Origin of the sequence: Pseudomonas sp. BF-RE-22, assembly GCF_019956155.1 — a bacterium.
GTDB classification, from domain to species: domain Bacteria; phylum Pseudomonadota; class Gammaproteobacteria; order Pseudomonadales; family Pseudomonadaceae; genus Aquipseudomonas; species Aquipseudomonas migulae.
In genome coordinates this window covers 1-12458 of the sequence record NZ_JAHBDD010000067.1, presented here as the reverse complement: position 1 = coordinate 12458, position 12458 = coordinate 1, and the positions used below count along the sequence as shown (strand labels likewise).

The window sequence follows — 12458 nt, the reverse complement described above, 5'->3', positions numbered from 1 at the left end:
CGGGGATTGGGTGGAGTCGTGCACGGCGCTGATCGAACATTGGGATGGTTCGATCGAGTTGTACCGGTTGGCGGATGCCCAGGCGCGGGAGGCGGAGTTGAAGGCCATCAAAATCGCGGAGCCCGCGTAGGCCGGTCAGACGCCTTCGCGGGCAAGCCTCGCTCCTACAGGGCCAGCGCCGCATTTGTAGGAGCGAGGCTTGCCCGCGAAGGGGCCAGGCCTGACACCGCCGATCTGTCAGGCCGGCGCGTGTTCTTGCATCGCCGCCCTGTAAATCGAGTTCTTCGGATGAGCAAACAACCGCTCCATCATCGGCTCGAAGAAGCTCAGCGGTAACGTTTCATACTCGGGATCAAACGCCGCCGCATCATACTTTGCGCAAAACTCGATGGTCGCCTGATACTGCGGATGCCCGCTGAATTGCTCGCGTAAATGCCGGTCCATCCCCAAGTGATGGAAAAAGTAGTACCCCTGGAAAATCCCGTGTTTCTCCACCATCCACACATTCTCGGCGCTGACAAATGGCTTGAGGATCGCCGCCGCGATGTCCGGGTGGTTGTAGGAGCCCAACGTGTCACCGATGTCGTGAAGCAGGGCGCACACCACGTACTCTTCGTCGCGGCCATCGCGCCAGGCGCGGCTGGCGGTTTGCAGGGAGTGGGTCAGACGATCCACCGGGAACCCGCCAAAATCACCCTCCAGCAGTTTCAGGTGCGCCATGATCCGTTGTGGTAATTGCCTCGCGTAGGCACTGAAGTCGGCGGCGATGATCGCCCAGTCTTCCTGCGTGCCGTCCTGCATGTGGGTGAAGCGGGCATTGGCATTCATCGGCTAGTCTCTCTTTGCTTTTCTATAGCGGCTGCGCCTAGAACGGTACGCGGCCCAGAATCATGTCGCGAAACATCACAAAATCGCCGAGCAGGCTGTAAAACGGATGTTGAAAGGTTGCAGGACGATTCTTTTCAAAGAAGAAATGCCCGACCCAGGCGAAGCTGTAGCCCGCCAGCGGAATGGCCAGCAGCATCGACCAGGCACCTTTGCCGATGGTCAGCGCCAGAATGCAAATAACCAGCGTCGTGCCAATGAAGTGCAATCGTCGGCAGGTACTGTTGCTGTGTTCGCTGAGGTAATACGGGTAAAACTCAGCGAAGCTGTTGAAACGTCTGATGTTTTCCACGACTGCGATCTCTGTGGTTATTGTTCTGACTGCAAGTTGTTCTGCGGGTAGCTTATTTGAGTCTAGAGTGATCATTGGCATCAGCCAGTGACAATGGGCGCCACTTTAGTATCCTTCGGAAATTGGCCGTAGCATGCGGCTCATCATGTAAGTAAACGCCATGAGCGAACGAACGACTTCTGCAAGCTGGGCGATGGGGATTGTCAAAGCACTGGAGATGGACGGCCTGGATTGCCGGGTTCTGTTCAAGCAGCTGGGGCTCGACTACGCGTCACTGGACGATCCTGATGCGCGCTTCCCGCAAGATTCCATGACACGCCTGTGGCAGCGCGCGGTCGAGCTGTCCGGTAATCCGGCGATTGGCCTGAACATGGGCAAGGTCGTGCGACCGGCGTCATTCCACGTGGCTGGGTACGCCTTGATGTCCAGTCAGACCCTGGCCGAAGGCTTCCAGCGTTTGGTGCGTTATCAGCGGATCATCGCCGAAAGTGCCGACCTGAGTTTCCGTCTGCTGGATGAAGGGTATGCCCTGATTCTGACGGTCCACGGTGACCATCTGCCGCCGACCCGACAAAGTGCCGAAGCCTCGCTGGCCTGCGCGCTGGCGCTGTGCGGCTGGCTGACCGGGCGCACCCTGCAACCGCGCAAGGTGTTGGTGCAGGGCGAACAGCCCGTCGATCTCGAACCGTATAAACAAGCCTTCCATGCGCCGCTGGTGTTCAACGCACCTTATGACGCGCTGATTTTCGAGCGCGCCGACATGGAAGCTCCGCTGCCAACCGCCAATGAGGCCATGGCGCTGCTGCATGACCGCTTTGCCGGGGAATACCTGGCGCGCTTTTCCGAAAGCCGCGTGACCCACAAGGCCCGTCAGGTGTTGTGCCGTTTACTGCCCCAGGGCGAACCCAAGCGCGATACCGTGGCGCAGACGCTGCACTTGTCGCAACGGACGTTGCAGCGGCGCTTGCAGGAAGAGGGCACGAGTTTTCAGACGCTGCTCGATGACACCCGACGCGAACTGGCCGAGCAGTATCTGGCGCAACCGAGCATGACCCTGCTGGAAATTGCCTACCTGTTGGGGTTCGCCGATCCGAGCAATTTCTTCCGCGCCTTCCGACGCTGGTTCGATGCCACCCCCGGCGAGTACCGGGTGCGGCTGATGGATGCGCCGAACCAGGTCAGTGACGCCAGAACGCCGGAATACACAGAACAAACACCGTAATGATCTCCAGTCGGCCGAGCAGCATGCCGAACGACAGAATCCACTTGGCGGCATCCGGAAGGGTGGCGAAGTTGCCCGCCGGGCCAATGGTTTCGCCCAGCCCCGGGCCGACCCCGGAAACGGTACTGGCGGCGCCGGTCAGCGCGGTCATCCAGTCGACGCCGAGCAGCGACAGCAGCAGGGCGATCACACAGATGGTAATGGTGAAGAAGAACGAAAAGGTCAGGATCGAACGCACGATCTCTTCATCGAGGCGATGGCCGTTGTACTTCTGCTTGATCACCGCGCGCGGATGAATCAACTGGTTAAGGTTGGCCTTGAGCAGAATGTAGGCGACCTGGAAACGGAAAATCTTGATCCCGCCTGCAGTCGATCCCGAGCAACCGCCGACAAAGCCCAGATAAAAGAACAGCATCAGCGAGAAATTGCCCCACAGGCTGTAGTCCCCGAGTGCGAAACCGGTGGTGGTCACCACCGACGTCACGTTCAGCGCCACATGCCGTAGCGCGTCCAGCCAATGCAACTGAGTGGTCCACCAGTACCAGGTGGTGAGCACCAGCCACGTCACCAACAACATGCCGAGCAAACCTTGAACCTGTTCATCCTTGATCAGCGCCTTGCGGTTGCCACGCAACGTTGCCACGTACAGGGTGAACGGCAGGCTGCCGAGAATCATGATGACAATCGCCACCCAGTGCACCGCCGGTTGCGTCCATTTGGCCAGTGACTGGTCGGACGTGGAGAAACCGCCGGTGGAAATCGCCGACATCGCGTGGTTGATCGCATCGAACGGGCTCATCCCGGCCCACCAGAACGCCAGGCTGCCGAAAATGGTGATGCCGACGTAGGCTGCTACGATCAAACGCGCCACCATGTGCGAACGGGGCATGACTTTTTCGGAACGGTCCGACGACTCGGTCTGAAACAGCCGCATGCCACCGATACGCAGCAACGGCAGAATCGCGACGGCCATGCCGATAAAGCCGATGCCACCGATCCAGTGCAGCAACGAGCGCCACATCAGGATGCCGGGGGACATGTCATCGAGGTGATTGAGCACCGTTGAACCGGTGGCCGTAATCCCGGACATGCTTTCGAAGAATGAGTCGGTGTAGCTGATGTGCTGGGTCAGCAGGAATGGCAGCGCCGCGAAGATGCACACCACCAGCCAGCTGCTGACGGTCAGCAGGTACATGTCCCGCGGGCGCAAGTGCACGTGCTCGGGGCGGCCGGGGATCACCAGCGCCAGGCCGGCGACAAAGGTGATCATGCTGGCCCAGAGGAACGACGGCAGATCGCCGGTGCGATCGAAAATCAACAGGGTGGCCATGGGCACGACCATGGCGATCGCCAGCGTGATCAGGAAGAGGCCGATGATGAAACCAATGAGACGTAAGGTCGGCAACGCCATGAAGTCCGCTCGGGCTGAAAGTAGGAAGGGCGCCATTCTACCCGTGGGGCAGGGCATGTAAACCGGCATCCCCGTGGCACTTGCAGCTAGAATAGCCGGACATTTTTTTCAGGAGGTGGCCGATGCAGGCTCTCGACGCTTTGCTCAACCGTGTTTCCGTTCCACGACTGATCGACCCGGCCCCTACCGCCGAGCAGCGCGAAGTGCTGTTTAACGCCGCGATGCGTGCGCCGGACCACGGCCATTTGCAGCCTTGGCGCTTCCTGACAGTCGAAGGTGCAGCGCGCGAGCAGATGGGCGAGTTGCTGGCCGAAGCCGCGAAACTGCAGGACAGCGAAGCGTCCGAAGCGGTGCTGGACAAGGCCCGCAATGGTCCGCTGCGCGCACCGTTGGTGGTCGTGGTGATCGCGCGGTTGCAGGATCACGTCAAGTATCCGAAGTCCGAGCAGTTGCTGGCGGCCGGCTGCGCGGCGCACGGGATTCTGCTGGCAGCCTATGCGCAAGGGATCGGCGCGGTCTGGCGCACCGGTGAGCTGGCGTATTCGGCGCATGTGGCCAAAGGGTTGGGGTTGGCTGAAGGGGAAGAGGTGATTGCTTTCCTGTACCTGGGCACGCCGCTGAAAGAACCGCGCGTTGCAGAGAAAGTCGATCTGGCTGAATTTGTCAGCGCCTGGCCTTCAAAACCCTAAGATCAAATGCTTCGCGGGCAAGCCTCGCTCCTACAGGTTTATGTCAGTCACGATGCTGTGGCACGGCACCTAACCCTGTAGGAGCGAGGCTTGCCCGCGAAGCTTTTAGGGTTGGACGACGGCTCCGGGTACTAAAGGTAATTCCAGGCTGGCAATGAACCCGCCATCCGGATGATTGGCCAACACCAGACTCCCGCCATGCCGCTCCGCCGCCCGGCGTGCAATGGCCAATCCCAAACCATGCCCCGCTGCCGTCTGCCCCGGCGCCCGATAAAACGGCTCACCCAACTGGCTCAAATGCTCGGCGTCGACCCCCGGCCCATGGTCACGCACGCTCACCACAATCCGCTCACCCTGACGCACTGCCTGCATTTCAATCGATTGCCCCACCGGGTTGAAGCGCTGGGCGTTGCGCAGCAGATTGTCCACGGCGCGCTCGATCATCGTCGGCCAGCCTTTGAGATTCAGTTGCGGTTCTGCGTCGAGACGAACGTTCTGCTCCGGCGAACCCAGTTGCGCATCCTTTTGCAGCGAGTTGAGCAGCGCATTCAGATCAACGTCTTCTGCGCTGGCGTTGTCGGCATCGACCCGTGCCAGTACCAGGATCTCGCTGATCAGCGCTTCGAGGCGGTCGCACTCGCGGGTCAGGCGTGGCCAGAGTTTTTCCCGTTCTTCTGGGTTGGCCCGTTCGGCCAGTGCCAGCGCAATGCGCAACCGGGCAAGCGGTGAGCGCAACTCGTGGGACACATCGCGCAGCAATTGGCGCTGACTGCCGATCAGGCTTTGCAGCCGTGAGCCCATGCGGTTGAAATCGTTGGCGAGTACGCCGAACTCATCGCGACGGTTGGCCAGTTTCACCAGGCTGTTCTGCTGATAGGTGGTTTGCCCCAGATCATGCACCGCGCCGCGCAAGCGGCTTAGCGGTCGGGTGATGGACAGGGTCACGAACAGGCTGAACAGGGTCAGCACCACGAGCGCGATGCCCAGCGCACTCAGTGGCCAGAGCAGGCTTTCGCGGTGCCATGAGTCCAGCTCCGGGTGCGGAATACGATAAATCAGCAGGTAGGTGTCGCCGGTTTTTTCACTGGTGTACTCGGCGGTCAGACGCCGCCACGGCAGGCGTCGGTCATCGTTGTTCTGCCGTGCTTCGAAGGCGGCGGCGCGGCGCGGAAAGGTACCGCGAACGAGCGGGTCGCCGCTTTCGTTGAGCACCTGAACGTCGATGTGATACTGGCGTTTGCGCTGTTCGAGAATGTCCTGGGCGGCTTCTTCGCCCTGGGCTTCGTAGGTTTGCGTCCATTCTTCGGGCAAGGTGTTGAGGCCCGGGTGGCGACTGAGAATCCACGCGTCCTGGTTGAGCATGTGCCCGAGCAGAATGGACAGCCCTGCCACCAGAGCGATGGCCAGCCAGAAGCTGGCCAGGATACGCCAGAACAATGAGCGCACAGAAAATCCTCAAGCTGACTGAATTCCATGTGGGAGCGAGACCGGCTTGCCGGCGATGGCGGCGTCACATTCAACAGTTGTGTTGACTGACACATCGCTATCGCCGGCAAGCCGGTCTCGCTCCCACATTGAACAGGGTGGCATCAGACCCAACGGTGTACAGCCGTTGGGTCCGGGGTCAGCGCATTATTGCGCTTTTTGCGGTTGTTGCGCTTTCCAGGCCTTGAACTCGGCCCATTCGGCGCGGCGCTCAGCCTGTTTTTTCTGGATCTCGTCGAATTGCTTCTGTTGATCCGGTTTCAGCAGGGCGCGCACATCGGCCTCGGCTTTCTTGTGGTTGGCGGCCATTTCATCTTTCATGGCTTTCTGGTCCGCCGGCGAGAGTTTTTCCAGGTACTTGTCGACCACTTGCTTACGCTCGTGCATCTGCTCGCCCATGATCTTGCGGATCTGCTCGCGCTGTTCGCGGCTCAGGTCCAGTTGGCTGTACGGGCCTTTGCCGTGCATGCCGTGCATCTGACCGCCGTGGCGCGAGCCGTCCATCGAACCCCCCATCGGGCCGGCGCCTTCAGGCATGGCCATGGCAACGGTTGGCAGGGCGGCAGCGAACATCAGAGCGATAAGAGTCTTGCGCATGGTGAATCTCCTTGTCTCGTTCCCGGTACGTTCCGGATGAGTACAGATTACGCAGATCAAGGTCAGCGGCGGTCAGCGGAGCGTAAAGCTTGGGTAAAGACGGTTTGGCATCCACCTGACAAACCCCGGCGCCGTATTGACCTGACACCACACCGACCCTGTAGGAGCCGGCTTGCTGGCGATAGCGGAGTGTCAGTCAGCAGAGTCTCCGCCTGATCCACCGCTATCGCCAGCAAGCCGGCTCCTACAGGGGAGTGCGAGGTTTCAGAGGCTGTAGTAATAGCCACGGCTGCGCAGGGCGACGATGCGCGGGCGGCCGTCGGGGTGGGGACCGATCTTTTTGCGCAGGTTGCTGACGTGCATGTCCAGGCTGCGGTCGTACAGGGTGAGCTTGCGACCGAGGGCGATCTGCGCCAGTTCCTGTTTGTCCAGCGGCTCGCCCGGCTGCTTGAGCAAGGCTTCGAGCAAGCGGCTTTCGGAGACGGTGAGGGTGAATTCCTGTTCATCGATGCTGACCACGCCGCGCACCGGGCTGAAACACAGATCGCCCAGTTCAAGCTGGCTGGACACCGCCGCCGGATGACTGCGGCGCAAGACGGCGCGCAGGCGGGCGGTCAGTTCCCGTGGGTCGCACGGCTTGGCCAGGTAATCGTCGGCGCCGAGTTCCAGGCCCAGGATGCGGTCCAGAGGTTCGCCGCGGGCCGAGAGCATCAGCACCGGCAATTCCGGATGGTCGCTGCGCAATTGCTTGAGCAGTTCCAGGCCGCTGCCGTCCGGCAGCATCACATCCAGCACCACTGCCGCCGGGGACGTTTCAGCCAGCGCGCGACGAGCACTCTGGCCGTCGTGGCAAGCCCGGACATGAAAGCCTTCCTGGCTCAGCCAACTGACCAGAAGCTCACACAGCTCCTGATCGTCATCAATTAATAACAGCTCGCTCATGACTCACTCAATTTAGCCATTGTCGACGTTTTCGACTTGCACCACTGGCGAAGATACCGCAGAGCAGGGCCAATAGCGCAACTCCTGCACCGATCACGAACCATTGCTGCTGGTCTGTCAAAAAGCGCGGCAGCGGACTGCTGGCCTGGGCTTCCTTGAGTTGCAGCTTCAGACGCTGATTCTCCTGGCGCAACCGGCTCAGCTGAGGGCTTTCGCGTTCGGCATCTGCACTTTGCAGTTGTTTGCTCAATTCTTCTCGTTGCTGTTCGCTCACCTTCAAGCGTTGCTGCAACTCGCTGATCTGGCTCCCGGCGCTCAAGGACAGAGGCGTCGAACTACCACCGGCGGCACTTTCTTCACCGTGGGCGGGCGCCACGATCGACAACGTGACCAACATCAGACACAACGGACCTTTGCGCATCGGAGCTCCTGAATCCAATCGATTATTGGGCAGGTTGTCGGCAGGCAAACGAGAATAATGAGCGATTGAGAGCGCGATGAACCGACAAGGTTCATCGCGAGGGAGAGATTTACGGCAGGACTTGCTTGAACGGCTTGACCAAAACGTTGGCGTAGACGCCTGCAGCGATGTACGGGTCGGCGTCGGCCCAGGCCTGGGCGGCGCTCAGGGAATCGAATTCGGCGACGATCAGGCTGCCGGTGAAACCCGCAGCGCCCGGGTCATTGCTGTCGACCGCCGGGTGCGGGCCGGCCAATACGATACGACCTTCACCTTTGAGCACTTGCAGGCGCTCAAGGTGTGCAGGCCGTGCGGCCAGGCGGGCTTCCAGGGAATTGGCGACGTCTGTGGCAATGATTGCGTAAAGCATGTCAGTCCTCGGTTTTTGGCGTGGTGGTATCGGCGTCGTGCAAGTGGCGGGACAGGTAAATACCCTGAGCGACCAGGAACAACAGCGTCATGCCCAGGCTGCCGAAGACTTTGAAGTCGACCCAGTATTCCTGAAACGTGAACGCGACAAACAGGTTGGCGGCACCGCAGAACAGGAAAAATGCGATCCAGGCGATGTTCAGGCGAGTCCAGACCTGGTCCGGCAGGGTCAGTGCGTGGCCCATGATGCGCTTGATCAGCAGCTGGTCACCGATGAAGTGGCTGCCGATGAACGCCAGGGCAAACAGCCAGTTGACCACCGGGGCTTTCCATTTCAGGAAGGTCTCGCTGTGGAACGCCAGTGTCAGGCTACCGAAGACCAGGCACGCGATGAGCGTCAGCCATTGGCTTTTTTCCAGCTTGCGCTGCTTGATGAAGAGCGTGCCGTACACCACCAGGGAGCTGATGATCAGCATTGCCGTGGCGCTGTAAATACCGCCTACAGTCACTGGATGACCGGCGATGTCGACGACCCGTGGATCGATTTTGAATACGATGAAAAACAGCAGGAGCGGGATGAAATCGATGAATTGTTTCACAGTGGCAGCCAGAAGCAGGATGTGGCGGCATAATAACAAACATATGGGCGCGCGATAGCGCCGGCTGATTTGAGGTTACACATCCCTGTGAATGTTGATTTGCACTGCCATAGCACGGCCTCCGATGGCGCCCTGGCGCCTGCGGTTCTGGTTGCGCGTGCGTTCGAGAAAGGCGTGCGAGTCCTGGCCTTGACCGATCACGATACCCTTGAAGGCCTCGATGAGGCCCGTAGCGCCGCAACGGCGCTGGGGATGCAACTGGTCAACGGCGTCGAGTTGTCCTGCACCTGGGGCGGCGCAACCATTCATGTACTGGGCTACGGATTTGATGTCAATGCCGCGCCGTTGGTCGATGCCATCGCCAAGTTGCACGATGGCCGTTGGCTACGTTCCGAAGAAATAAGCCGCAAACTGGCGTTGAAGGGCATGCCGGGTGCGCTGGAGGGCGCCCGGGCGATTCAACAGGAACTGGGCGACAGCGGCAACGCGCCGGCCCGCCCGCACTTCGCTGACTGGATGGTGCGTGAAGGTTTCGTCAAGGATCGCGCCGAAGCGTTCCGCAAATGGCTGGGCGCCGGCAAGCTGGGGGACGTCAAGCAACACTGGCCGACCCTGGAAGAAACCGTCGAAACCCTGCGCGCCGCAAAAGCCTGGGTGAGCCTGGCACATCCCTGGCACTACGATTTCACTCGCAGCAAGCGTCGCCGCCTGATTTCTGACTATATTCAAGCTGGGGGCCACGCTATCGAAGTGGTCAATGGCCATCAGCCCGCCGAGCAAGTGGGCAGCCTGGCGATTCTCGCCCGCGAGTTCGGTCTGCTGGTCAGCGCTGGCAGTGATTTTCATGGCCCTGGAGGCTGGTCCGAGATCGGTGAATACCGCCCGCTCCCGGAGGATCTGCCACCACTGTGGTGTCGATTCAAACATGACCCAATTATTGCCGCCGTCTGAACAGGTAGAGAATGTGAGTCAATTTTTCCAGATACATCCGGAAAACCCGCAAGCGCGCCTGATCAAACAGGCTGTCGAGATCATCCGCAACGGCGGGGTGGTGATTTATCCCACAGACTCTTCCTACGCCATTGGTTGCCAGATCGGCGACAAGAATGCCGTGGAGCGCGTGCGCCGGTTGCGTCAACTGGACGAGAAGCACAACTTCGCGCTGATTTGCTGCGACCTGTCGCAACTCGGGCTGTTCGCCAAGATCGACACCGGCACCTTCCGCGTGCTCAAGGCGCACCTGCCGGGGCCTTACACCTTCATTCTCAACGCCACCCGTGAAGTCCCGCGCCTGTTGTTGCACCCGAAAAAACGCACCATCGGCCTGCGTGTGCCAAGCCATCCGATTGCCCTGGCGCTGCTGGAAGAACTCGGCGAACCGCTGATGAGCGTGACGCTGATCATGCCGGGCGACACCGACCCGCTGAGCGATCCTTACGAAATGCGCCAATTGCTCGAGCATCAAGTGGACCTGATCATCGACGGCGGTTTCGGCGGGATCAAGGCGTCCACGGTGATCAACCTCGCCGATGGCGAGCCGGAAGTGATCCGCGTCGGTTGCGGCGACCCGACGCCGTTCATGGCCGAGGCGTAAATGTCTGCAGTAGAACCCGTTATCGACAGTCAGGCCGGCGCCCAGCAAGAACTGCCGTTCGCCATGGTCTATGGCCAGGCGGTGCTGGAAATGCCGCTGGACCTGTACATTCCGCCGGATGCGCTCGAGGTTTTTCTCGAAGCCTTCGAAGGCCCCCTCGACCTGCTGCTGTACCTGATCCGCAAACAGAACATCAACATCCTCGACATCCCGGTGGCGGAAATCACCCGCCAGTACATGGGCTATGTCGAATTGATGCAGTCGGTGCGCCTGGAACTGGCCGCCGAGTACCTGGTGATGGCCGCGATGCTGGCCGAAATCAAATCGCGGATGCTGTTACCGCGCGCCGAAACCATCGAAGACGAAGAAGACGACCCGCGCGCCGAACTGATCCGTCGCTTGCAGGAATACGAGCGCTTCAAGGCAGCCGCCGAAGGCATCGATGGCCTGAGCCGCGTCGGTCGTGACGTGGTGGTGCCCAAGCTGGATGCCCCGGAAGCACGGGCGCGCAAGCTGTTGCCGGATGTGAGTCTGTCCGAGTTGTTGATGTCCATGGCCGAGGTGCTGCGCCGTGGCGACATGTTCGAAAGCCACCAGGTCAGCCGCGAGGCGCTGTCCACGCGCGAGCGCATGAGCGACGTGCTGGAGCGGCTCAAAGGGGGCGGTTTCGTGCCCTTTGTCGAGCTGTTCACCGCTGAAGAAGGACGCCTGGGGGTAGTGGTGACCTTTATGGCGATCCTCGAACTGGTCAAGGAATCCTTGGTCGAGCTGGTGCAGAATGAGCCGTTCGCGGCGATCCACGTGCGAGCCCGAGCCGAATAACGAGTTGAATCATGAACCTGACTGAACCCCGCGAGCTGGCGCCATTGCTTGAAGCCTTTCTGTTGGCCTCGGGAAAACCGCAATCGCTTGAACGCCTGTTCGAACTCTTTGAGGAGGGCGAGCGGCCAGAGCCGCCGGTCTTCAAGAAAGCCCTGACGATCCTGGCCAAGTCCTGCGAGGGCCGTGCGTTCGAGCTGAAGGAAGTCGCCTCCGGCTATCGCCTGCAGATCCGCGAAAAATTCTCGCCATGGGTCGGGCGTTTGTGGGAAGAGCGCCCGCAGCGGTATTCCCGCGCCATGCTCGAAACCATGGCCCTGATTGCCTATCGCCAGCCGATCACCCGGGGCGAGATCGAAGACGTGCGGGGCGTGGCGGTCAACAGTCACATCGTCAAGACGTTGCTGGAACGGGAGTGGATTCGCATCGTCGGTTATCGCGACGTGCCCGGTAAACCGGCGATGTTTGCGACGACGAAGGCGTTTCTCGATCATTTCAACCTGAAGAATCTTGACGATCTGCCGCCGCTCGCGGAACTGCGCGAGCTGGAGCCTGACCCGGTGCTCGACTTCGACGATGCGCCCGTGCCAGCCGGTTTGCAGGAACTGGCGGACGCCAGCGCCGAGCCGGAAGAGCCGAAGGAAGAAACCAGCTTCCATACGTTGTTGCTGGAGCTGGACACCATGGAGGAGGGGCTCAAGACCGACTTCGATGACATTTTGCGTGATGGCGAGATGAGCGTGACCGAAGAGGTTTTGGCGCAGCCGGAAGCGGTCATTGAGGCTGAGCTTCAAGTCGAACCAGAAGCCACCGTCGAAGAAGAACGGGAAGATGATGTGCTCGGTGTGGCTGAGGCGCGCGAAAAGCTCCTGGCCGCCGTCGCCGCGCTCGAACAGCCGAAACCCGAGCCCGAGCCCGAGTTGTCCGACGAAGAAGCCGAAGCCCGGGCCCTCGCCGAAGCCATCGAAGCCGAACGCCGCGAGTTCGAAGACTGACCCAAATCTCGTAGACGATGAGACCCTTGTAGGAGCCGGCTTGCTGGCGATAGCGGTGGGTCAGTCAATAAATGTACTGGCTGACCCACCGCCATCGCC

Annotated in this window: 15 protein-coding genes and 1 pseudogene; 7 read left to right on the top strand and 9 right to left on the bottom strand. The window is 60.5% G+C overall.

All coding sequences use genetic code 11. The features are described from left to right. Positions 1-130: pseudogene (locus tag KGA82_RS25640) on the top strand (UDP-2,3-diacylglucosamine diphosphatase); the annotation flags it as partial. Between the two features lie 107 nt (positions 131-237). Here KGA82_RS25640 and KGA82_RS25635 read toward each other — a convergent pair. Both KGA82_RS25635 and KGA82_RS25630 read right to left on the bottom strand, forming a co-directional pair. Further along, positions 238-828, bottom strand: coding sequence for an HD domain-containing protein (locus tag KGA82_RS25635; protein WP_008030435.1), 591 nt, complete (start codon positions 826-828; stop codon positions 238-240). Positions 829-865: 37 nt separating this feature from the next. Further along, positions 866-1177 (bottom strand): DUF962 domain-containing protein, encoded by a 312-nt coding sequence (locus tag KGA82_RS25630; protein ID WP_008030437.1) that lies wholly within the window; start codon positions 1175-1177, stop codon positions 866-868. A gap of 160 nt (positions 1178-1337) precedes the next feature. Between KGA82_RS25630 and KGA82_RS25625 the strand changes: the two genes are divergently transcribed. Then, positions 1338-2399 carry an AraC family transcriptional regulator gene (locus KGA82_RS25625; protein ID WP_202949139.1) on the top strand — a complete coding sequence of 354 codons (1062 nt, stop codon included), beginning with the start codon at positions 1338-1340 and terminating at the stop codon, positions 2397-2399. Here the strand turns inward: KGA82_RS25625 and KGA82_RS25620 are convergent. Beyond that, on the bottom strand, positions 2356-3810 hold the full coding sequence (locus KGA82_RS25620) for a TrkH family potassium uptake protein (protein ID WP_008030441.1): 1455 nt from the start codon (positions 3808-3810) through the stop codon (positions 2356-2358). The genes KGA82_RS25625 and KGA82_RS25620 overlap by 44 nt on opposite strands. A 122-nt stretch (positions 3811-3932) precedes the next feature. On the opposite strand from KGA82_RS25620, the gene KGA82_RS25615 reads away from it, so the two are divergent. After that, positions 3933-4499, top strand: a complete 567-nt coding sequence (locus tag KGA82_RS25615; protein WP_223453028.1) for an NAD(P)H nitroreductase — start codon at positions 3933-3935, stop codon at positions 4497-4499. A gap of 105 nt (positions 4500-4604) precedes the next feature. On the opposite strand, the gene KGA82_RS25610 is transcribed toward KGA82_RS25615, so the two are convergent. From KGA82_RS25610 to KGA82_RS25585, 6 genes are all read right to left on the bottom strand, one after another. Beyond that, positions 4605-5945, bottom strand: a complete 1341-nt coding sequence (locus tag KGA82_RS25610; RefSeq protein WP_008030447.1) for a sensor histidine kinase — start codon at positions 5943-5945, stop codon at positions 4605-4607. A 186-nt stretch (positions 5946-6131) separates the two neighbouring features. Then, positions 6132-6581, bottom strand: a complete 450-nt coding sequence (locus KGA82_RS25605; RefSeq protein WP_008030449.1) for a hypothetical protein — start codon at positions 6579-6581, stop codon at positions 6132-6134. A 264-nt stretch (positions 6582-6845) separates the two neighbouring features. Then, positions 6846-7523 carry a response regulator transcription factor gene (locus tag KGA82_RS25600; RefSeq protein ID WP_008030451.1) on the bottom strand — a complete coding sequence of 226 codons (678 nt, stop codon included), beginning with the start codon at positions 7521-7523 and terminating at the stop codon, positions 6846-6848. Positions 7524-7530: 7 nt separating this feature from the next. Further along, complete coding sequence (locus tag KGA82_RS25595; protein WP_008042694.1) at positions 7531-7944, bottom strand: hypothetical protein; 414 nt, start codon at positions 7942-7944, stop codon at positions 7531-7533. A gap of 109 nt (positions 7945-8053) precedes the next feature. Next, positions 8054-8353 carry a YciI family protein gene (locus tag KGA82_RS25590; RefSeq protein WP_007984134.1) on the bottom strand — a complete coding sequence of 100 codons (300 nt, stop codon included), beginning with the start codon at positions 8351-8353 and terminating at the stop codon, positions 8054-8056. A 1-nt stretch (position 8354) separates the two neighbouring features. Beyond that, positions 8355-8951: a septation protein A gene (locus KGA82_RS25585; RefSeq protein WP_008042693.1), complete on the bottom strand. Its 597-nt coding sequence runs from the start codon at positions 8949-8951 to the stop codon at positions 8355-8357. 87 nt (positions 8952-9038) lie between these two features. On the opposite strand from KGA82_RS25585, the gene KGA82_RS25580 reads away from it, so the two are divergent. The 4 genes from KGA82_RS25580 (at position 9039) to scpB (ending at position 12359) form a co-directional block, all read left to right on the top strand. Beyond that, entirely contained in the window at positions 9039-9902 is an 864-nt protein-coding gene (locus KGA82_RS25580; RefSeq protein WP_008030458.1) for a PHP domain-containing protein, read from the top strand. 13 nt (positions 9903-9915) lie between these two features. Then, positions 9916-10545, top strand: a complete 630-nt coding sequence (locus KGA82_RS25575) for an L-threonylcarbamoyladenylate synthase (RefSeq protein ID WP_032832737.1) — start codon at positions 9916-9918, stop codon at positions 10543-10545. Positions 10546-10608: 63 nt separating this feature from the next. Continuing rightward, positions 10609-11367: a segregation and condensation protein A gene (locus KGA82_RS25570; RefSeq protein WP_404943248.1), complete on the top strand. Its 759-nt coding sequence runs from the start codon at positions 10609-10611 to the stop codon at positions 11365-11367. An 11-nt stretch (positions 11368-11378) separates the two neighbouring features. Then, complete coding sequence (gene scpB, locus KGA82_RS25565; RefSeq protein ID WP_223435086.1) at positions 11379-12359, top strand: SMC-Scp complex subunit ScpB; 981 nt, start codon at positions 11379-11381, stop codon at positions 12357-12359. Positions 12360-12458: the final 99 nt, after the last annotated feature.

Excerpts from the sequence above, each read along its gene's own strand:
- KGA82_RS25635 (WP_008030435.1), bottom strand. The coding sequence starts at position 828 with ATGAATGCCAATGCCCGCTTCACCCACATGCAGGACGGCACGCAGGAA.
- KGA82_RS25625 (WP_202949139.1), top strand. The coding sequence starts at position 1,338 with ATGAGCGAACGAACGACTTCTGCAAGCTGGGCGATGGGGATTGTCAAA.
- KGA82_RS25620 (WP_008030441.1), bottom strand. The coding sequence starts at position 3,810 with ATGGCGTTGCCGACCTTACGTCTCATTGGTTTCATCATCGGCCTCTTC.
- KGA82_RS25615 (WP_223453028.1), top strand. The coding sequence starts at position 3,933 with ATGCAGGCTCTCGACGCTTTGCTCAACCGTGTTTCCGTTCCACGACTG.
- KGA82_RS25605 (WP_008030449.1), bottom strand. The coding sequence starts at position 6,581 with ATGCGCAAGACTCTTATCGCTCTGATGTTCGCTGCCGCCCTGCCAACC.
- KGA82_RS25600 (WP_008030451.1), bottom strand. The coding sequence starts at position 7,523 with ATGAGCGAGCTGTTATTAATTGATGACGATCAGGAGCTGTGTGAGCTT.
- KGA82_RS25595 (WP_008042694.1), bottom strand. The coding sequence starts at position 7,944 with ATGCGCAAAGGTCCGTTGTGTCTGATGTTGGTCACGTTGTCGATCGTG.
- KGA82_RS25590 (WP_007984134.1), bottom strand. The coding sequence starts at position 8,353 with ATGCTTTACGCAATCATTGCCACAGACGTCGCCAATTCCCTGGAAGCC.
- KGA82_RS25570 (WP_404943248.1), top strand. The coding sequence starts at position 10,609 with ATGGTCTATGGCCAGGCGGTGCTGGAAATGCCGCTGGACCTGTACATT.
- scpB (WP_223435086.1), top strand. The coding sequence starts at position 11,379 with ATGAACCTGACTGAACCCCGCGAGCTGGCGCCATTGCTTGAAGCCTTT.